This window comes from Flavobacterium sp. Root901 (assembly GCF_001429765.1).
GTDB lineage: Bacteria > Bacteroidota > Bacteroidia > Flavobacteriales > Flavobacteriaceae > Flavobacterium.
Genome location: NZ_LMJB01000006.1, coordinates 594,676 through 614,332, shown reverse-complemented (window position 1 = coordinate 614,332; position 19,657 = coordinate 594,676). Strand labels below are relative to the sequence as shown.

At 35.9% G+C, this 19,657-nt stretch carries 19 protein-coding genes; 12 read left to right on the top strand and 7 right to left on the bottom strand.

Annotated features, from left to right (window positions below; genetic code table 11):
* Positions 1–175: 175 nt before the first annotated feature.
* The 5 genes from ASE21_RS12110 (at position 176) to ASE21_RS12090 (ending at position 6,083) form a co-directional block, all read left to right on the top strand.
* Complete coding sequence (locus ASE21_RS12110) at positions 176–2,164, top strand: ATP-binding protein (protein WP_057122923.1); 1,989 nt, start codon at positions 176–178, stop codon at positions 2,162–2,164.
* Positions 2,165–2,238: 74 nt separating this feature from the next.
* Positions 2,239–2,604 carry a response regulator transcription factor gene (locus ASE21_RS12105; protein ID WP_057122922.1) on the top strand — a complete coding sequence of 122 codons (366 nt, stop codon included), beginning with the start codon at positions 2,239–2,241 and terminating at the stop codon, positions 2,602–2,604.
* Entirely contained in the window at positions 2,604–3,818 is a 1,215-nt protein-coding gene (locus ASE21_RS12100; RefSeq protein WP_057122921.1) for a YaiO family outer membrane beta-barrel protein, read from the top strand. Before ASE21_RS12105 ends, ASE21_RS12100 begins: the two co-directional genes overlap by 1 nt.
* On the top strand, positions 3,787–4,650 hold the full coding sequence (locus tag ASE21_RS12095; protein ID WP_242410266.1) for a hypothetical protein: 864 nt from the start codon (positions 3,787–3,789) through the stop codon (positions 4,648–4,650). The genes ASE21_RS12100 and ASE21_RS12095 overlap by 32 nt, the downstream gene beginning before the upstream one ends.
* A 2-nt stretch (positions 4,651–4,652) precedes the next feature.
* A complete protein-coding gene (locus ASE21_RS12090) occupies positions 4,653–6,083 on the top strand; it encodes a glycosyltransferase family 2 protein (RefSeq protein WP_057122919.1) in 1,431 nt (476 codons plus the stop codon).
* Between the two features lie 9 nt (positions 6,084–6,092).
* Here ASE21_RS12090 and ASE21_RS12085 read toward each other — a convergent pair whose 3' ends face one another.
* The gene (locus ASE21_RS12085; protein WP_057122918.1) at positions 6,093–7,865 is read right to left on the bottom strand and encodes a mechanosensitive ion channel family protein; all 1,773 of its coding nucleotides are present in this window, start codon (positions 7,863–7,865) and stop codon (positions 6,093–6,095) included.
* A gap of 78 nt (positions 7,866–7,943) precedes the next feature.
* The gene (locus ASE21_RS12080; protein ID WP_057122917.1) at positions 7,944–8,300 is read right to left on the bottom strand and encodes an SPW repeat protein; all 357 of its coding nucleotides are present in this window, start codon (positions 8,298–8,300) and stop codon (positions 7,944–7,946) included.
* A gap of 275 nt (positions 8,301–8,575) precedes the next feature.
* On the opposite strand from ASE21_RS12080, the gene ASE21_RS12075 reads away from it, so the two are divergent.
* On the top strand, positions 8,576–9,559 hold the full coding sequence (locus ASE21_RS12075) for an SDR family NAD(P)-dependent oxidoreductase (RefSeq protein ID WP_057122916.1): 984 nt from the start codon (positions 8,576–8,578) through the stop codon (positions 9,557–9,559).
* A gap of 96 nt (positions 9,560–9,655) precedes the next feature.
* On the opposite strand, the gene ASE21_RS12070 is transcribed toward ASE21_RS12075, so the two are convergent.
* Both ASE21_RS12070 and ASE21_RS12065 read right to left on the bottom strand, forming a co-directional pair.
* The gene (locus ASE21_RS12070; RefSeq protein WP_057122915.1) at positions 9,656–10,159 is read right to left on the bottom strand and encodes a PRC-barrel domain-containing protein; all 504 of its coding nucleotides are present in this window, start codon (positions 10,157–10,159) and stop codon (positions 9,656–9,658) included.
* Positions 10,160–10,246: 87 nt separating this feature from the next.
* Entirely contained in the window at positions 10,247–10,444 is a 198-nt protein-coding gene (locus tag ASE21_RS12065; protein ID WP_057122914.1) for a hypothetical protein, read from the bottom strand.
* Positions 10,445–10,751: 307 nt separating this feature from the next.
* On the opposite strand from ASE21_RS12065, the gene ASE21_RS12060 reads away from it, so the two are divergent.
* Positions 10,752–11,756 (top strand): SDR family oxidoreductase, encoded by a 1,005-nt coding sequence (locus ASE21_RS12060; RefSeq protein ID WP_082603469.1) that lies wholly within the window; start codon positions 10,752–10,754, stop codon positions 11,754–11,756.
* Between the two features lie 105 nt (positions 11,757–11,861).
* Here the strand turns inward: ASE21_RS12060 and ASE21_RS12055 are convergent, their stop codons facing one another.
* Positions 11,862–12,299, bottom strand: coding sequence for a hypothetical protein (locus ASE21_RS12055; RefSeq protein ID WP_057122913.1), 438 nt, complete (start codon positions 12,297–12,299; stop codon positions 11,862–11,864).
* Between the two features lie 212 nt (positions 12,300–12,511).
* On the opposite strand from ASE21_RS12055, the gene ASE21_RS12050 reads away from it, so the two are divergent.
* The gene (locus ASE21_RS12050; RefSeq protein ID WP_057122912.1) at positions 12,512–13,150 is read left to right on the top strand and encodes a DNA-3-methyladenine glycosylase; all 639 of its coding nucleotides are present in this window, start codon (positions 12,512–12,514) and stop codon (positions 13,148–13,150) included.
* Between the two features lie 64 nt (positions 13,151–13,214).
* Here ASE21_RS12050 and ASE21_RS12045 read toward each other — a convergent pair whose 3' ends face one another.
* Complete coding sequence (locus ASE21_RS12045) at positions 13,215–13,505, bottom strand: hypothetical protein (RefSeq protein WP_057122911.1); 291 nt, start codon at positions 13,503–13,505, stop codon at positions 13,215–13,217.
* Between the two features lie 201 nt (positions 13,506–13,706).
* Between ASE21_RS12045 and ASE21_RS12040 the strand changes: the two genes are divergently transcribed.
* From ASE21_RS12040 to ASE21_RS12025, 4 genes are all read left to right on the top strand, one after another.
* Positions 13,707–14,294: a flavodoxin family protein gene (locus tag ASE21_RS12040; RefSeq protein WP_057122910.1), complete on the top strand. Its 588-nt coding sequence runs from the start codon at positions 13,707–13,709 to the stop codon at positions 14,292–14,294.
* A gap of 29 nt (positions 14,295–14,323) precedes the next feature.
* Positions 14,324–14,998 (top strand): SRPBCC family protein, encoded by a 675-nt coding sequence (locus ASE21_RS12035; protein ID WP_057122909.1) that lies wholly within the window; start codon positions 14,324–14,326, stop codon positions 14,996–14,998.
* Between the two features lie 193 nt (positions 14,999–15,191).
* Positions 15,192–15,848, top strand: coding sequence for a DUF6766 family protein (locus tag ASE21_RS12030; protein WP_057122908.1), 657 nt, complete (start codon positions 15,192–15,194; stop codon positions 15,846–15,848).
* 167 nt (positions 15,849–16,015) lie between these two features.
* Positions 16,016–18,196, top strand: a complete 2,181-nt coding sequence (locus ASE21_RS12025; protein WP_057123189.1) for a hypothetical protein — start codon at positions 16,016–16,018, stop codon at positions 18,194–18,196.
* A 64-nt stretch (positions 18,197–18,260) separates the two neighbouring features.
* On the opposite strand, the gene ASE21_RS12020 is transcribed toward ASE21_RS12025, so the two are convergent.
* Entirely contained in the window at positions 18,261–19,430 is a 1,170-nt protein-coding gene (locus tag ASE21_RS12020) for a zinc-dependent alcohol dehydrogenase (RefSeq protein ID WP_057122907.1), read from the bottom strand.
* Between the last annotated feature and the right edge of the window lie 227 nt (positions 19,431–19,657).

Genomic DNA, 19,657 nt, shown 5'->3' with positions numbered 1-19,657 from the left:
ATCCGAGTCTTCATGCATAATACAAAAAACATCTTAATCATTACTTTCCCATAAAAAACTGAGTTATTTCTTTCTGAATTCTCTGATGTTTTTTCCAGCTCACTTGGTATCTTATTCGTAATTTTGCCGGATTTTATTTATAATTCGTTATATTTATACTATTTACCTTTCACAAATGAACACTTCACAAGAAATCATACCTCATAATGAAAACGAGCGCCTTGCTGCATTAAAGCGCTATAACATACTGGATTCCCTGCCTGAACATGCTTTTGATGATGCCACAAAACTTGTTTCCTATATTTGCGGTGTACCTATTGCATATATTTCTTTTATAGATGAAAGCAGACAGTGGTTTAAATCAGAGATTGGCGTTGGTGTCTCTGAAGTTCCCCGCGAAATTTCTTTCTGCAGGTATACCATTATGGAATCAAAAATGGTTGAAATACCGGATACACATTTAAATGAACGATTTAAAGATGACCCCAATGTAACCGGAGGTTTCAATGTCAGGTTTTATGCCGGTATTCCGCTTACAACACCAGATGGCTATAATATTGGTACGCTTTGTGCCGTTGATCATGTCAGCAAAGAACTAAATGAAAACCAGCGAAATGCACTTTCAATTATTGCAAAGCATGTTATTAACCAGCTTGAACTGAGCACAAAAAATATTGAAATGGATGCTCAGAAAAAAATCGCCCAGCGGGCAGTTTTAGCCAAAGACAGTTTTTTGGCCAATATGAGCCACGAAATCAGAACACCTCTAAATGCAATTATCGGGTTTACAGATTTAATAGCGCAGACTGAACTTAATTCTGTTCAACGAGATTATATTAACAGTGTTCAGGTTGCAGGAGAAAATTTATTGCTGATTATCAATGACATTCTGGATCTTTCCAAGATCGAATCCGGAATCTTAAATATAGAAACCCAGCCTTTTAATTTAAAAAAGACGCTCAAACATGTATACAATCTTCTTAAAGTAAAAGTTCCTGCAGAGGTAGAATTTAACCTTTTTCTGGATGCTAATCTGCCAGAAACTGTAATTGGCGATCAGGGAAGATTAAATCAGATTCTGGTTAATCTGGCCGGTAATGCATTAAAATTTACAGAAAATGGCGAAGTCACTATTTCTGTTAAGAAAGTTGGCGAAACAAACGATTCTTTTTCACTGCGTTTTTCTGTTAAAGATACCGGGATCGGGATACCGCAGGCCAAACTTAAAACTATTTTTGAGCGTTTTACACAAGCAGAAGAAAGTACAACCAGAAGGTTTGGCGGTACCGGACTTGGACTTAACATTGTAAAACAGTTGATTGAGCTGCATAATGCAGAAATTCATGTGAAGAGCCGTGAAGGTTTTGGTTCAGAATTTTTCTTCACAATTGATTACAGAAAAGCAGCAGAAATTGAAACTGAAAATAAAATCGTAAAGAACGAACTTCCAAATGCGTTAAAAATACTTCTTTGTGAGGACAACTCTTTAAATCAGAAGCTTGTAAAACATATTATCAGCAATTTTGGATTTGAACTCGACATTGCCGAAAACGGCGATACGGGTATTGAACTGCTTTCAAAAAACAAATATGATCTTGTACTTATGGATCTTCAGATGCCCGTGAGAGACGGTTATCAAACCACACATTATATTCGAAATGAAATGAAGTCTTCCATTCCCATAATTGCCATGACAGCACACTCTCTGGCCGGAGAGCAGGAACGCTGCTATGATGTAGGAATGAATGCTTATGTTCCAAAACCATTTAAACAGAATACCCTTTTAGAAGCCATAAAATCAGTATTAAATCCGGTTGAGAAGCCTAAGCATAAAAACAAAATTGACTTCTCTTTTTTAGAAGAAATGGCGGGTGGTGACAAAGGTTTCAAACAGGAAATGATTCATCTTTTTATTGAAAAAATTCCGGCTGAATCTGCCCAGCTCCAGGATGCATTTAAAAAAATTGATTACAGCACTGTACAAAAATTGTCTCATAACATGAGATCAAGCCTTGATATGTTTCTGCTCAGTGACCTCAGCAATAGTCTGGTCATTATTGAACAAGATGCACAACAACAGAAATTTACTGCCGAAACCCTGGATCAAATTGAGCTGTTCCATTGCGGAATAAGTGAAGTTATTCAGAGTATGAAGGCATTATAAGAAAAGTAATACACTAAACACAGCCTTTACCTCGTTATATTTTAATAATTTTGTTATTGGACAAATTTTATCCCATGAAAATAGTACTAGCCGAAGACAATGACATCCTGCGCAGATCTTTATCCTTTTTCCTTGAATCCAAAGGATTTTTAGTTGAACAGTTCGCTGACGGTAAAGATGCGTTGAATGCAATCCAAAATAATAAATACGATTTAATTCTGACTGATATTAATATGCCGGGAGCAAGCGGCATGGAAATTACTCAACATGTACGCAAAGGTCTTGGTTTAGAGACTCCAATTATCATATTCACTTCTTCAGGCGTCGAGCAGACTGAGCTTGACTGCTTTGATATGGGCGCAAATGAATTTATTGCCAAACCTGTAAGTCCGCCTGTACTTTTAGTCAGAATCAATAAATTACTCAATACACGTTTTTGATGAAACTTCTATTTTACTCTCTCTGTATGCTGTTCATCTCATCTGTTATGATGAGCCAGGAAGTCAACCCTGATGAGGTTATGAAGCAAATACGCCGTGAAGTTGAAAACGGCCGTTATGATGCCGCGCTTTCGCTGATTAATCCTCTAAGGGAAAAATTTCCGCAGGATGAAGATATAAAAGTATATTCCGCGCGGATTTACAGCTGGAAAAAAGATTATAATACTGCAATTGAGATACTTTCGCCAATGGCTGACAGGGTAAATCCTAATCCCGAGGCTTTGCTGGCTATAATTAATGTTTATTATTGGTCTGAACAATTTGAAAAATGTATAAATTACTCCGACAAATATTTAGCAATTAATCCTGATTCTACAGATGTAATATTGATAAAAGTAAAATGTCTTGAGAGACTCAATCGCGATGAAGAAGCCTTGGCCATTATGGATAAAACTGCTTTTTCTGATAACAGCACACAAGCTTTTACCGGAATGCGCGCACTTATTGGCAGCAAGGCAAAAAATGCATTGACAGTTTCTTATCTTAATATTTCTACGTACGATCCGGGTCAGTCTCCAATGCACTTTGGGTATGTCGAGTATTCCCGAAAATTTACAAAATCATCACTTGTGGGTCGTGTAAATGCCGGATATGCGAATAATGATACGCAATTACTTTTTGAAGCCGACTATTATCAGGCATTTAAAAAAAGAAATTATTTGTATGTAAATGCCGGGGTTTCTACAGGAGAAACCATATTTCCGGTTGCTAAAGGAGGTATTGAATATTATTTTACACCTTATAAGAAATTCGAGTTTTCTGCTGGTTTTAGATACCTGCATTTTCAAACCGATGATGTAAGCTTAGTAACCGGACAAATTGCGTATCATCCGGGTTCCTATACATTTGCTTACCGGCCGTATTATGATATATCCAACGAATTATTTTCTCATGTTTTAAGTTTACAATACGGCAATGAAGAAAAAGAAAGTATAATCAGGTTTGAGCTGCAATACGGAAATGTGCCTTATTTGTATCTTTATACTAATTTCACGGCACCATTAAACGCATACAGAGCAGGATTACAATACCAGTTTCGTGCTGGTAACGGAATCCTTGTCAGACCTGTTGTATTGTATGAGTACGAAGAATACATTCCATCAGAGTACAGACACAGATTAAATGCACAAATTATTATTACGAAACGTTTCTGATATGACAAATCTTTGGGAACTTTATAAAAATGGTACGTGGGTAGAACCTTTTCTGTCTCTTTCAATCGATCTGTTTGTAGGAGCTTCTTTTTTGCTGTATCTCTTAATTATATGGAGCAGATATAAAAATATTAAAAAAGAAAAACTTCAAAAACAGTATAGCATCGTCATAGAAAAAGCAATATTTTCTATAATTTTTCAGGACATTTCTTTTTCAGAGATTCAGCAGGATAAGGAATATGCCGCATTAGCTAAAAATTCCTTTTTCAGGGAAGTATTAACAGAAACCCTTATAAACCTTCATAAAAATTATGAAGGCGCGTATGCACAAAAGCTGGAAGAATTTTACCAGCAGGCCGGACTTATGGACAAATCTCTTAAAAAGCTCAAAAACCTGAAATGGGAAATCAAATGTAAAGGAATTTCAGAACTTGCAGAAATGAATGTTACAGAAGCTTTTGAAGGAATTTTGAATGTATCCAAATCCAGAAATAAAACCTTAAAAATTACAGCTTTAAATGCCTGTATTAAACTGGCAGGAGTAAAAGGTATAACCCATCTCAGCAGCCACCCTTTCCCTATTGATGAATGGACACAGGTTAATATCATACATGCTTTTAAAAAACATGACATTGGCGATACTAAGGGAGTTGAACTCTTATTACATTCTCAAAATACAACCATTGTTTCTTTAGGATTAAAAATTATTAAAGAACTCAGACTTACTCAAAAAGCTTCTTATGTAGCTGATTTAGCCGTAGCTCCGCCAAATGCGCTTATACAATACGAAGCACAAAATGTGCTGAAGGAATTAACCGCTCAAACCATATAATCATGACTTTTTTTAGTACTGAATTAACCGCTTTTTTTGAGTTATATATGCTGCTTATTCTGGCGTATGCAATACTAATTATGTCTTCTTATCTTGTGCTTGCTTATCTTTCCACAAAAGAACTTAGAAAATACCTCAAAAAAAATAGTTTTGTTGATTACGAAGTGCTGCTCACAAGCGATTCTGCACCAAAACTTTCACTTATAGCACCTGCTTATAATGAAGGATTTACCATTGAAGAAAACGTTAAATCCCTATTATCACTCAATTATAACAATTATCAGGTAATAGTGGTCAATGACGGAAGTAAGGACAACTCTATGGAAATCCTCATAAGTACCTATGATCTTATACTGACAGAAATAGATATTCCGGCAAGAATCGAAACAAAAAAAATAAAAGGTTTTTATACTTCCAGAAATGCTGCTTATAAAAAACTAATAGTTGTGGATAAAGAAAATGGCGGGAAAGCAGATGCACTAAATGTTGGCCTCAACCTTGCACAAAATCCATATGTTGTATGTATTGATGTGGATTGCATTTTGGACAAAGATGCACTTTTAAAACTGGCAAAACCTTTTCTTGAATCGTATGGCAAAAGAGTGATTGCAACCGGCGGTGTCGTTCGTATTGCCAACCAGTGTGTGATAAAAAACGGAAGACTTGTTGAGGTTAATATTCCAGATCGAATGCTTCCAAGAATACAGGTTCTGGAATATTTAAGAGCTTTTCTTTTGGGAAGAATGGCTTGGGGAAGACTTGATGGACTCCTGCTCATCAGTGGTGCATTTGGTGCTTTTGACAGAGAAATTGCTTTACTGTCTGGCGGTTATAATACAAAAACAGTTGGGGAAGATATGGAACTTGTCGTGAGAATGCGCCGTTATATGCATGAAAACAAAATTCCTTATACTGTAAGTTATATTCCTGATCCGCTTTGCTGGACAGAAGCACCGGAAGATTTTAAAATATTTAAAAAACAGCGCAGCCGCTGGATGAGAGGTACGATTGAAACTCTTAGCTTTCACAAAAAAATGTTCCTTAATCCGAAATATAAACTGCTTGGTATGCTGAGTATACCTTACTGGACATTGTTTGAATTCTTAGCACCCGGAATAGAATTTATTGGACTCGTAATAACTATAATATTGACGGTATTGGGTTTACTAAACCTGCACTTTTTTATGCTGCTTTTGTTATTTGTTTATTTCTTTGCCGTATTCTTTTCTGTTATTGCACTTTACAGTGAAGAAGGGACTTATCATAAATATCCAAAGCAGATTGATTTTTTAAAACTTCTTCTGGCGGCTTTTATTGAACCTTTATATTTTCATCCAATGACAGTTTATGCAGCACTTGTGGGCTACAAAGAAAAAATAATGGGAACTAAAGGCTGGGGCGAAATGACCAGAAAGGGTTTTACAAAAAAATAGAGATTTTGCTTATTCGTCTTTAGCTTTATAGCTTCCCTCACCCGGATATTCGATTGTGCCTTGTAAATCCTCTACCCTTTTGGGATCAAAATCAGGGAGCTGCAATTCATTATCTGCCTTCCATTTTTTTACAATAGCCGAAACCTCAGCAGATTTTTCTTCCGGTAAGGCAACATTGCGTGCCATATAAATTGTTTGAGACGGATAAGCCAAAGCTGTACCGCTTTTTTCTATAATATCCATCATTCGCAAAAGCAAATCTTCCTGCACCTGTTGTGATATATCAAAATTTACTGCTTCAATATAAGAGGTAACTTCTACCTTTAGTGCGTCGGCTGTAATACCTGTAAAACGAACTATAGGTGGAGAATTAAGTACTGCCGGATGTGCATACAATAAAGACCTGAGTTCTACCAGCAGGTAACGCATTTGATCCGGTGTGGTTTCCATTCTAAAATTAAAGACCGGATTAAAAATAAAACGATCGCGATGTGCAAAATTTTCAATTTTACTGGCTGAAAGCTGTCCGTTAGGAATCGTTACAATCGTACGGGCGGCAGTACGAAGCGTTGTAGACCGCATACCAATCGATTCTACTGTTCCTTTGATATCATCAATACGACAATAATCCCCTACCCTTAACGGCTGATCAGCAATAAGGCTGACACTTCCCACAAAATTTTCAATCGTCTTTTGTGCACCAAGTGCCAGCGCGATTCCCCCAATACCCAACGCTGCCAGTCCGGCGGTTACATCTACACCAATAATGCCTAAAAGTGCAATGATCCCAATCAGCACGATAGCCGCTTTGGTAGTACGGCTTAAAAACAATACTGCAGATACCGCAGAAATCCTGCCTTTGCGTGTCATCCTGCTTCGGGTATACATGCTTACAAAGTCGGTCATTCTCCAGAGCAGAATTAAAAAAGCTATGATTCCAATAGTAATTAATATGATACTGAAGCGCTGGCGTACCACAATAGAAATTCCCATTCGCTGGGTAAAAGCAACGAAAAGCAAAACGGTCAGGTACATGTGAACTGGCAGTGCGAGTGCTTTAATAATGGCTGTTCCTTTCTCCGAAGCTGTATTTTTCCATATTTTTTGTATCAAAAAAACAAGCATGAAAATCAACAGTCTCGAAAGCAGATAGGAAAAAACGACCATCACCACTACTACAGCCCAATGTCCTATTGGTACATTTCCAAACTTCTTTTCAATGAGAACTTTAGGAAGTATTCGGTCTAAAAAGGTTTTTTCTACCCTTATATCTGCAGAAAGAATTGATTCTACTGTCTCAGCAGAAAAGAGCCATAAAGCTGGCTGCCCGTCATCTGACTGATTTTCTACATATAGCGGTACAGCAGTTTTACCGTCTGCGATACTTCCGACCAAATCTACACCTGGTGCCAGATCGTCATCTGTACGTCCTGTTTCTTTATTGCTTATAATAGAAGAAGGAGATAAACTGCCGCCCTGATCCAGAAGCTGTTGAAAAGTCTGAGCAATGCGAATTCGCTCTGCAGTCCTGCGATACGAACGCTTACTAAGTACAAAATATTCACTGGCCCTAAGGTAATTCTGATCTCCAATAGCTTTAATAAATCCATTAACGGTTCCCTGAGGAGTTCTTCTTCCAAGGGAATCATCAGGAATTTTTACAGTTTCTTCTAACGGAGTTTTATTTGGCGTTAATATCTGAGCTGCCGTATTATTTGTATTTACTATTAAAAACAGCACCGGCAATAAGTAAGACACAAAACGGCTGATCCCTGATATCATATTATATAATTTTAATGATTCCTAAATTTAAGAAATATCACCCATAAAACAAACCTTAGATAAACTAAAAATGAATATCTATCTGGCCGCACTTGATTGAGTTAAGGTCAAAAGACCAATGGCTGCCATAATAATACCAAATAGCATATGCGGTACAAACGATCTGTGCCAAAATCCAAACAGCCAGGGTGAAACCAGCAGGAATAATCCCAGAAGTACATCAATCATGAGATGTGATTTAAGGGGAAGTACTTTGTAAATCCCTAATTCGTAATCTGCTAAAAGGCTCAAAAATAAAATAAGTACTGCAAGAATATAAAATATAATACTTTCCGGGCTGTCTCCTTTGAGATGGAAAATTTTTGGAACCCACAGAAATAGAAATCCTAAACTGTAATGTATATAACCGTGTAATTTTGTTTCTATAATTTTCATTGTAATTGCTTTAATTTTAAAATATAGACAAAATTATAATTTGGCTCACAGCTCTTTTTTACATATTTATAAGGTTTAGGTTACATAATTTCATATTAACTTATATTTTAAATACCATATAATTAGGGCATGTAATCCTGTAAGGATCAGCTATTATGCTGTAACATTGAAAAAAGTATAAAACCTTAAATTGCAATTCAGTCTTCAATCAAATAAATGTTTTATAGAGTAACAACCTAAATGTTTTAGTAACATAAGAAAATACAATAAGAAAAATGAAAGACAACAAACTACAAAACAGCGGTCTCAAAGGGAAGACTGTTGTTATAACAGGTGCCAGCAGTGGTGTTGGCAGAGCAGCAGTAGAAGCTTTCGCTCATGAAGGATGTAATATTGTTGCCGTAGCCAGAGGACGAAAAGGTATTGATGAAGTTACAGCGTACTGCCGAAGTTTAAACGTTCTGGCTCTTGGTGTATATGCCGATATGTCTATTGCATCGGATGTGGAGAAAGCTGCAGCTGAAGCTTTGGCTGTTTTTGGACAGATTGATATTTGGATAAATAATGCCGGGGTAATGGCCAGCGGCAAATTTGAGGAAATCCCGCTGGAAGTACATCAGCAGGTTATTAAAACCAATTTATTTGGCTATATGCACGGAGCCTACAATGCAGTTAAAATTTTCAAACAGCAGAATCAAGGTATCTTAATTAATAATATTTCCATTGGCGGCTTTATGCCTGCGCCTTACAGCTCTGTATATTCTGCTTCAAAATATGGAATCCGAGGTATGATGGAATGTCTTCAGGGTGAAATATCCAGCCGTAAGCATATTCATATCTGCAACTTGTATCCCCAGCTTCAAAATTCGACAGGAAATTTACATTCAGCCAAATATTCAGGTTTTAATGTAAAAATTCCTTTTACGGCTTCTGATCCGCGAGATACTGCTGCTAAAATGGTATATCTGGCAAAACATCCCAAAAAGGATCTTTTTCCTGATTTACAGGCTGCAGCACTCACCAATGTTTACAGATTGTTTCCAAAAATGGTTATTAATACAGCCTCTGCAGCCGTTCGTACAAAAATGAAACTTAATAAGGATAAGAAAGGAGATGCTGGAAATGTACTGGCACATTCTAAAGAACCTTTGAGGGTTTACGGAAACCCGCCCTCAAAAAAAACATCTAATCTCAGTCTTGCCTTGTTTGCCGGATTGGGTATTGGTGCCGCTTTGGTGCTACTGGGAAGGAAATCCTAACGCATAAAAAAAACTCTAAATCATGATTTAGAGTTTTTTTTTTAAAGACCAAACATATTAACATTTGATCTTGTTATTTTTAAGTAGTGAAAATTATTAGTGATTTTCAAATTCTCTTCGGTTGTAAAAGTCTTCATCACTCTCAAACCTTGATTCATCTTCAGGATAATAAGAATTCAATACTCTTCTTTCGTAATTCCTGTCAAAATTATGTGCTGTGTTGTATCGGCTTGTCCTTGTAAAAGTATTATATCCTATACTGTTGGCCATAACAATTTTCGTATCTTTATTAATACTCACAGATCCAATCGGAATGATAATATGACTATCTCCATCTTTGTAGATAAACTCTTTACCATTGTCATTTGCAATAGCATCATGAATTTCATTTCGGCTGTCGTCTATTAATTTTTTATCGACATTTACATCCAGATATACAACCCGCTGCATATCTTTATTAACCCAAAGGTTATCAATTGTACCAATAGTACGGTTATCAGCGTCAACTATCTTCCATCCTCTGACATCAGAATAGTTTGAAGCAATCTTATAATCAGAAAGTTCGTCCAGTCTGTATAAATTTCTATCTTTATTTTCCATAAATTTCTTTTTAAAAATTGTATTTTTTTCTCTACTGTACCTCTGCTTTTTCTGCAAATTAAGAGTAATTTTAATCTCCGGTTACAGTTAGTTTGATGTACTGTCTATGCTTGTACTGTCTACACTTGTACTATCTGCACTAGTAGTATTTTCGATTGGTGCTTTGGTTTCACCCTGTGTTTCTTCATTTCTAAAAAAAACGTAATATACAATTGCTGCAATTAATAAAAGTGCAACAATCCACGGCCATACCGGCTTCTTTTTCTCAATTTTAATTTCTGCCATAACTTATTTTTTATATTTTAAACATTTTCACGGTACATAAAATTACAAACGACAGCGGATTAAGAACTATTTAATTTCGTCCAGAAGTTATACAATTCCCAGTATCTCAAAACTTTAAACCGAATGCTAGAGGAATTGATCTTAAAATTTAAAACCACCAAATTCTCTAAATTCCTTTTCTTCCTTTATTAAGGCCGAAGAAATCTCTGCGTATATTATATAAAACTTATAAACAATAATATAAAATACTGATATTCAAGTTCATTAATTTTAAAATCATTAAAATCAACAACAAAATGAATTAATTATGGACGATAAAAACAAAATATCAAGACGAACCGCTATTACCGGAATGGGTGCTATTTGTTTGACGACTGCTTTTACACCAGTAATGGGAGCCGGATTTCAGGCTGATGAATCAAATACATCTTCGCTTCCCGAAGATCCACAAACTAAATATCCGCGTCCGCCTTTTAAAGAACAAAAACAGCCGTGGCCCGGACTTGTAAGCAAAATGGACCCTAGACCGGATCACGGAGAAAAAAGTTATAAAGGTTCCGGCAGATTAAAAGGTCGTAAAGCATTAATTACCGGAGGCGATTCGGGAATGGGAAGAGCAGCTGCTATTGCCTATGCAAGAGAAGGCGCAGATGTGGCTATAAATTATTATCCTACAGAAGAAGAGGATGCTAAAGAAGTAATTCAGCTTATAAAAGCTGAAGGGAGAAAAGCAATTGCAATTCCGGGAGATTTAAGAGACGAAAGTTTTTGCAGTTCGCTTGTTGAGCAGGCTGTAAAAGCACTTGGAGGTTTGGATATTCTTGTAAATAATGCTGCCAGACAACAAACACATGAATCAATTTTAGATATTACTACCGAAGAATTTGATGCAACAATGAAAACCAATATTTATGCTCCTTTCTGGATTATAAAAGCAGCTCTTCCGCATCTAAAGCCAGGTTCTTCGATAATAGGTACAAGTTCTGTGCAGGCATATGCTCCAACTGAAGATTTATATGATTATGCTCAGACTAAAGCAGCAACTACAAATTATATTAAATCGCTGGCGAGACAACTTGCACCAAAAGGAATTAGGGTTAACGGCGTTGCTCCGGGTCCGGTGTGGACAGCACTGCAGGTAAGCGGCGGAGCTACCATGGAAAAACTAAAACAATTTGGCTCACAAACTCCTATGGGCAGACCCGGACAGCCTGTCGAACTGGCCTCTATTTATGTTCAGCTGGCTGCTGAAGATGCGAGCTATGCTACCGGCCAGATTTACGGCTCTAGCGGCGGAGAAGGAAATCCTTAATTATTGATATATCTTAAGATTATATTGAATATTAAAATAAAATAAATCCTGAAAGGAGCATGCTTCTTTCAGGATTTATTTTTTATAACTTTCTTCTGTAAATATTTAATCAGCAGCATATTTATTATTCCAATATAACATTAATAAAAGCGTAACAATGATACACGATGCTGTTCCTTCAAAAAACAGAGAAAGACAATAGGTCGTAACTGAGGGCTCTCCTCCAAACATAAAAGCTTCTGACAATGATTTAACATAACGATCGCCTCCTTTTGCATAACTGTAAATAAGAAGTGCTGCAATACTTATTACCACAGAGGTAAAAGAAGTTATCATTGCTGATATAGCATTCGGTACAAATCCGTTTTTTCCTTCGGCAAGATTCATTTTCAAAGTTCTGTTGACACCATAGAAAATAAAGAAAACATTAAGAAGCCTTAAGTAAAATAAGTTGGAAAGATTTAAAACTTCCATCAAAAGAAAGAACACCGCAATTCCTGCAAAGATTAAAATACCATTTATAATTTCTTTGGGTAATTTCATAATTTTTTCATTTAATTAAACAATAAAAATTTGCAATACAAGCAATTACAAAATAACTAAAGAAATTATGGCTTCGATTTTACGATTACTTTTTTTACTTACAAAATGCCCATTATAAAAAAACACATTATGAATTTGGATAGCAGTAAATTGAATTTTAAATTTACAAGACTGAGATCGCAATCTGAATTTCCTTCAGTAAAAACAATTAAATGAAAAAGTCAAATACCGCCGAGCCTTTTAAATTACCATTTTCTTATTACCAAAACCATGATGTGCTGTTTCTGGCCAAAGATCTTATTGGAAAAGTACTGTATACTCAAATTGACGGACAAGTTACTGCCGGAATTATTGTAGAAACTGAAGCTTATATGGGCGCTGTAGACAAGGCTTCTCACGCTTATGGCGGAAGAAGAACAAACAGAACAGAAACTCTTTACAGCCATGGCGGAATTTCCTATGTCTATTTATGTTATGGTATTCATTATTTATTTAATGTTGTAACTGCATCTGAAGGCGAACCACATGCCGTTTTGATTCGTGCAGTAGAACCTTATGCCGGATTGGACATTATAGAGGCCAGACGCAATTTGAGCAGTTCAAATTCCCGTATTTCTTCCGGACCGGGATCTGCAGCGAAAGCTTTAGGAATTGACAGCAGTTTTAATAAAAAAGGACTTGACGGAGATGAAATCTGGGTGGAGGATCACGGAATCCGTTTTAATGCCGAAGAAATTGCATGCGTACCCCGCGTAGGTGTTGATTATGCCGGAGACCATGCACTTTTACCATGGCGTTTTTTTGTAAAAGGCAATAAATATGTCAGCAAACCTAATAAATTGGAAAAATAATTCAATATACATCTCTAAAATAAAAAACTCTTAACGTTCGTGGTTAAGAGTTTTTTATTTTGAATTATTTTTTAATTGAATCGGTCCTGATATTTTGATTTCCCTTTTGTGTAGACCCTGCTGTTCCGGAACCGGTTGAACCTTCGCCCGTTGCTCCTGTAGTTCCGTTTGTACCATTTTGTCCGGAATTTAAGGTTGCTGATGAATCAACTGCCGGACCTATCGTATCGACAGATAAATCTGTTGAATCTTTTTGGCCAGGCTCTACAGCATTATTTTCATTCTTTTTGCATGACATTACGAAAGCTGATATTAAAAGCAGCATTACGATTTTAGTTTTTAAAAGCCTTTTCATAATTATAGTATTTTCAAGTTTATAATTTTCAAAAATAATACTCTGATTTTCAACATACTTATATAATTATCCCGATGATTTACAAAAATCGTAGAACTGATTCATGCAAAATCTGTAAATCAAATGTTTAATCGTGTAAGAAATAAAAACAGGACTAACCGAAATTTGTTAAACATATAAAGCAAATTAATCTATTTGATTATGAAGAATAGGAAAGCGGTTATATTATTAGCGACATTAAAGAGCAAGAATTTTTCAAACACTGAAGTTCTCGTTGATTTTTTTGGAGATTTTTTATCCAAACAAAAAATTCAGTTTGAAGTTATTAAGCTTGTTGATCATAAAATACTTCCCGGAAGTTACACTCATCTTGATGTAGAGGATGACTGGCCCGCTATTTATGAAAAAATTCTGGACGCCGATATTCTTTTATTTGCTACTCCAATTTGGTGGAACAACCATTCCTCTGAATTGCAGAGATGTATAGAACGTCTGGATGAAGTATTTGATATTATCAATTCAGGAAAAGATTCTCCGCTAGACGGAAAACTGGGTGGTGTAATTGTTACCGGAGATTCAGATGGTGTTGAACATGTAACAGGAAATATTGCCAATTTTTTCTCCTGTGTCGGCGTTACGGTTCCTGCCTACACGTCTCTTGGTGTAATTTGGGAAGGTCATAGTAAAGATTCAAAAAAAACAAAATCACAATTAAAACAATATTACGCTAAAAATTATACTAAAGATGCTCAGGCAATGGCCGAATCTTTAGCAAAAGCTTTAAAATAAATCAGTACTAATTGTAAAAATTAACAGTTATGAACACAACGGTATTCACAAAACAAAATCAGGCATCAAAACCATTTTTAAAAAATAATGTCTCAACTCTAGAAAGAGTCTTAATGGTTACCAGCGGTGCTTACCTGCTTTACAACGCATTATCTAAAGAAAATAAAAGTATTACTCAGGCTGGTGCCGGAGGTGCAATGCTTTTGAGAGGAATTTCAGGATATTGTCCTGTATATGATGCTGCAGATCATTTAATGAACGATAAAGCTTCTAATGTAAACATTCGTATTAATAGTGTGATCAACAAACCAGTAAGCGAAGTGTACGCATTTTGGAGAAATCTTGAAAACTTACCAAAATTCATGAACCATCTTGATTCCGTACGATCTCTAAGCTCTACTGTATCAGAATGGACAGCAAAAGGTCCTGCCGGAATTGGCAGTTTAACCTGGAAAGCTGAAATAGTTAAAGATGAAAAAGATCAGCTTTTAAGCTGGAATTCAATTGAAGGATCGACTATTAAAAATGCCGGAAAAGTGGTTTTTAAACCAAAAGGAAACGCCACAGAACTGGATGTTACTATTTCGTATCACGCACCACTGGGTGTTGCCGGAGAAAGTGCTGCAAAATTTTTAAATCCTTATTTTGAAAAACTTGTTAAAGATGATATTTCAAATTTTAAACAATATCTTGAAAATAATTAAAATATAAAAAATAGTACTACTGTCATTTCTTTGTATCATTTTTTGAGAAAAAACGTCTTTATTTATAAAGGCGTTTTTTATTTTAAATATTAACATTTTTTGGATGGGAATGCAAAAACTGTAAAATACAGATGCAAATAATATAAAAAATTGCACTTTATTTTTTTGAACTTTGATAAAAAACAATTGGAAAATGAAGATATTTTTAAAAAATAATGGTTTGTGTATTTGTTTTTTGATCCTGTTTATAGGATCTCTGGCCGGACAAATAATATTAGGTTTTAACGAACATAATAAAGAATTAATTGATGAGGGAGCGAGTGCAATAACTTTCGCATCATACCTTACCTCAGGACATTTTTTTCAATCGACTTTTGAAAACTGGGAAAGCGAATTTTTACAAATGGCATTATTTGTATTGCTGACCATATTTCTAAAACAAAAAGGTTCTTCTGAATCTAAAAAAATTGATGAACCGGAAGAAGTCGACCGCGAACCCGATCCTACTAAAAAAGATTCTCCGTGGCCGGTTAAAAAAGGAGGTTTTATTTTAAAAATTTACAAACACTCCTTAACAATTGTACTCTTTATTTTATTTGTAATCTCCTTTGTCATCCATTTTTTTGGCAGTCTTAAAGATGAAAACGAACAGCTTTCATTAAAAGGAGAGCCACTGGAAACTATATCTTCTTATATAGGAAATTCAAGATTTTGGTTTGAATCTTTTCAAAACTGGCAAAGCGAATTTCTTTCTGTTTTTGCTATCATCATGTTATCAATATATCTGCGTCAGATTGGTTCTTCGCAATCAAAACCTGTCGACGCGCCTCACGCAGAAACCGGAGGATAATTTTTAGTAGTCGGTTTTCAGTCTCAGTTTTCAGTCTCAGTCACAAGCTTTGTTGGAGTATAAATTTAGTCTTAAAAAGACTGAAAACTGAGACTGGAAACTGAGACTGAAAACTGAGACTGAAAACTAAAAAAACAAACAAATAACCGATACTAAAAAAGATGAATATGAATACTATTTCGCCATGGACCGCAACAGTACAAACTGATATTGACAGCAGCACGGCTTTAATCTCAATAAAAAAATCAGGTTATACTTTTGAACTTTACAGCATCAGAGATTCTTTTTGGATTGTTGCTGTGGGAACAAAAAAAGAAAGAATTGCTTTTCGTGCCGCCTATGCTTTAAATAGTTTTTTTGAAATTAATGACATTACAGAATCAGAAAAAAAAACCACTATAAAACTTCAAACAGAAATTGGCAAATATGAAATCGAGATTGATTTTCCTGAAAGCGAATCTCATTTATTGCACTATAAAACCACATTTAAAGCCTACTCGCCTATTTTAATTCCGTTTTGGCCCCGCGATATACTTCCTTTAACACAAAATGGAAATATTGAAAATACCGCGGGCAAAATTCATGTGAAGCAAGTAGGTACACGCAGCGGTTTATTATTTGCCAGTATTAAGAAACCTAAAAAATGTACTATTTTCTATTTTCAAAATCTGACTTCATTGTCTGATTATTGTGAAGCTACCAAAACATCGGTTGGAGAAACTGTAAACGGAACATGGCCGGAAATTGGCTTCAGACTTCCGGTTACTGTTGAAGAACCGCTTCCGGCAGGAAAAGATTTTATTATTTCTGATGCTTATGTTCTGCTCGGAGATGAAACCAAAGATGATCCTTCAAAATTATGTATGGATTATCTCGAAAGCCTCGCGCTTATATACAAAATTGTTCCCCGTCCGGAAACCGAATATCATGACTGGCTGGAAATTGCACAAAAAACCATAACTGATTTAGAGTACAACAAAGGCTGCTGGACACAAACAAATGGGATTCCGTACCTGAATGCCTATTTATGTGATTATGAAACTCCGGCAGAAAGCATGGTACAGCTGGCCGTGCTGACGCCGCTTAAAGAATATGAAAAATGGAAGTCCGAAACATATCGTTTATCTGAAGATCTTCGCACCGGCTTGATGAACTTTTATGATCCTAAGATAAAAACGATAACAAGGTGGCTTCCTGCCCTGCATGACAAACTGGATCACTCTGAAGAGCAGAAAAAAGACACTACAATGGATTCCTGGTACCTGCATCATCCGCTTATTAATCTGGCAAGGCTTGCCATTGCGGGAGATAAAAATGCCGAAAAGCTAGTGTTGGATTCTGTTGATTTTGTTATTAAAGCAGCACATAACTTTAATTACAAATGGCCGGTGTTTTATAACATTGAAACTTTTGAAATTATAAAAGAAGAAACTCAGCCCGGTGAAGGAGGCGAAAAAGATGTTCCGGGTGCCTACGCGCATTTAATGCTTTTAGTTTATCATCTTACGAAAGAAAAACGCTATTTAAATGAAGCAGAAAAAGCAGCTAAACAATTAAGCCAGTGTGGTTTTGATATTTTTTACCAGGCCAATAATACAGGGTTTTCTGCCAATGCATTATTGGAGCTTTATAAAATTACCAAAAAGAAAGTTTATCTGGAAACGAGTTATATGTGCCTTTCCGGATTGTTTAAAAACGTTCAGCTTTGGGACTGCCAATATGGTTTTGGAAAAAATTACAATAACTTTTTTTCGATTTTTCCTTTAAATGATGCCCCTTACACAGCCGCATATGAAGAAATGGAAGTATATACTACACTGTATGAATATATGATTCAGGCAAAAGATGTAGATATTCTGCCCGGACTCAGAATTCTGCTGCCGGAGTTTGTAAAATATGCTATTAACAGAATACCACATTATTATCCTGTAGCACTACCAAAAGACATGATTTCTGAAGAGGTTAAAACCGGAGAAATCCAGACTGATTTGTACGCGCCGCTTGAAGATTTATATACCGGCTGGGAAAAAAGCGGACAAGTGGGACAGGAAGTCTATGGGGTTGGTGCTGCATTTGCTATTATACCCAGACAATATTTTAAAATAAATGATAGTATTACAATTTTTATTGATTATCCCGTTGCAAGTTTTACAAAGAGAAAGAATAATGTTTTTATTCGGATAGACGGAAATAAGGAAATGCAGTGCAGTTTAAAAATTCTTTTAAAACAAAATATTAAATCACTGCAGGTATTTCAAAACGAAATACAGCTTTTATATTTAAATAAAACGGCTAAAATGCAGGAATATAAAATTACCGGAGAAGCTAAAATAAAAATAAGCTGGTAATTTTAAATGAAGTAAAAAATAAAAAGGTGAAGTTCTTCTTAAAATTAGAACTTCACCTTTCTATTTATTTCCAGGGATCTAAAACTACTTTAACACAATTATCTTCTTTCTTTTTGAAAATATCATAAGCATGTGAAATTTCAGATAACGGAAGTCGGTGCGTAATAATATCGTCCAGTTTTACTTTTCCCTGAACTACATAATCGAGTAGTTTGTCTATATGTTTGTGTGCAGGTGCCTGACCTCCTTTTAAAACAATTCCTTTGTCAAAAAATTGTCCCAGCGGAAAATTGTCATAATTTACAGGATAAACGCCCAGTACCGAAACAATACCATTTCTTCTAACTGCGCTCATACAGGCTTCAAGTACTTTTATTGAGCCTTTTTCAAAATTAATAGTGGCTTTAATACGATCCGTAATAGTACGATCCGGTTCAAAACCTACTGCGTCAATACATACATCAGCGCCTCGGCCGTTGGTCATTGCCCTGATTTGTTCGATAACTTCTTTCGGACCATCTTCCCAAAGTAAAGTAACAGAATCTGTTGTAGCTTTTGCCTTATCAAGTCTGTATTGCAGTGTATCCACAATAATAACTAATCCTGCACCTCGAAGCCAGGCACTTTTAGCAGCCATAATCCCTACGGGTCCGGCTCCAAAAATGGCCACGGTCTCCCCGCCTTTTACTTCTCCCCAATCGACACCTGTATAACCTGTTGGAAAAATATCAGTTAGAAAAAGTACCTGTTCATCTGATAAATCTTCCGGTACTATTCTGGGTCCGTAATTTGCATAAGGAACTCTTACATATTGTGCCTGTCCTCCATCATAACCGCCGTACAAATCAGTGTAGCCAAAAAGAGCACCGCCTTTTTCGGTCATGATCCCTCCTTCAGGTCCATAATTTTCGGGATTACTGTGTTCGCAGTTGCCGGGCGAATCGTGATTACAGAAAAAACAATTCCCGCATGCAATAGGAAAAGGAACTACTACACGGTCACCACGTTTTAAATTGGTTACCGCTGATCCGGTTTCTTCTACAATCCCCATAAACTCATGCCCTAATACCATTGGCCGCGGCTGCGGAAATCCGCCTGAATAAATATGTAGATCAGAACCGCAGATTGCCGTTGAGGTTACCTTTAGAATTATGTCGTCTTTTTCTTTTAATATCGGATCGTCTACCGTATCGTATTTGATAGAGCCCGGTCCATGAATAACAGCTGCTTTCATAATATTGTTTTTAAAATTAATATTGGCTAATTAACTACAATTAAACAAGTTATGATTACATGATTTTTTTCAATTCTTACATATACATTATTCTTACCCACTTTTAAAGTGAGCGCGTAATTCTACTTACAGAAACCCAAGTGATAATTATGCAGCACAATTTTAAAATTATATAAAAACACTATATTTTGTAGGTTTATATTTATCTTAAAAAAAAGTTGAAGATC

Bases quoted from the DNA above. Each gene is read 5' to 3' on its own strand.
- ASE21_RS12105 (WP_057122922.1), top strand. From the start codon at position 2,239: ATGAAAATAGTACTAGCCGAAGACAATGACATCCTGCGCAGATCTTTA.
- ASE21_RS12050 (WP_057122912.1), top strand. From the start codon at position 12,512: ATGAAAAAGTCAAATACCGCCGAGCCTTTTAAATTACCATTTTCTTAT.
- ASE21_RS12110 (WP_057122923.1), top strand. From the start codon at position 176: ATGAACACTTCACAAGAAATCATACCTCATAATGAAAACGAGCGCCTT.
- ASE21_RS12070 (WP_057122915.1), bottom strand. From the start codon at position 10,159: ATGGAAAATAAAGATAGAAATTTATACAGACTGGACGAACTTTCTGAT.
- ASE21_RS12060 (WP_082603469.1), top strand. From the start codon at position 10,752: ATGGACGATAAAAACAAAATATCAAGACGAACCGCTATTACCGGAATG.
- ASE21_RS12035 (WP_057122909.1), top strand. From the start codon at position 14,324: ATGAACACAACGGTATTCACAAAACAAAATCAGGCATCAAAACCATTT.
- ASE21_RS12045 (WP_057122911.1), bottom strand. From the start codon at position 13,505: ATGAAAAGGCTTTTAAAAACTAAAATCGTAATGCTGCTTTTAATATCA.
- ASE21_RS12095 (WP_242410266.1), top strand. From the start codon at position 3,787: ATGCACAAATTATTATTACGAAACGTTTCTGATATGACAAATCTTTGG.
- ASE21_RS12020 (WP_057122907.1), bottom strand. From the start codon at position 19,430: ATGAAAGCAGCTGTTATTCATGGACCGGGCTCTATCAAATACGATACG.
- ASE21_RS12080 (WP_057122917.1), bottom strand. From the start codon at position 8,300: ATGAAAATTATAGAAACAAAATTACACGGTTATATACATTACAGTTTA.
- ASE21_RS12075 (WP_057122916.1), top strand. From the start codon at position 8,576: ATGAAAGACAACAAACTACAAAACAGCGGTCTCAAAGGGAAGACTGTT.
- ASE21_RS12030 (WP_057122908.1), top strand. From the start codon at position 15,192: ATGAAGATATTTTTAAAAAATAATGGTTTGTGTATTTGTTTTTTGATC.
- ASE21_RS12040 (WP_057122910.1), top strand. From the start codon at position 13,707: ATGAAGAATAGGAAAGCGGTTATATTATTAGCGACATTAAAGAGCAAG.
- ASE21_RS12100 (WP_057122921.1), top strand. From the start codon at position 2,604: ATGAAACTTCTATTTTACTCTCTCTGTATGCTGTTCATCTCATCTGTT.
- ASE21_RS12025 (WP_057123189.1), top strand. From the start codon at position 16,016: ATGAATACTATTTCGCCATGGACCGCAACAGTACAAACTGATATTGAC.
- ASE21_RS12055 (WP_057122913.1), bottom strand. From the start codon at position 12,299: ATGAAATTACCCAAAGAAATTATAAATGGTATTTTAATCTTTGCAGGA.
- ASE21_RS12090 (WP_057122919.1), top strand. From the start codon at position 4,653: ATGACTTTTTTTAGTACTGAATTAACCGCTTTTTTTGAGTTATATATG.
- ASE21_RS12065 (WP_057122914.1), bottom strand. From the start codon at position 10,444: ATGGCAGAAATTAAAATTGAGAAAAAGAAGCCGGTATGGCCGTGGATT.
- ASE21_RS12085 (WP_057122918.1), bottom strand. From the start codon at position 7,865: ATGATATCAGGGATCAGCCGTTTTGTGTCTTACTTATTGCCGGTGCTG.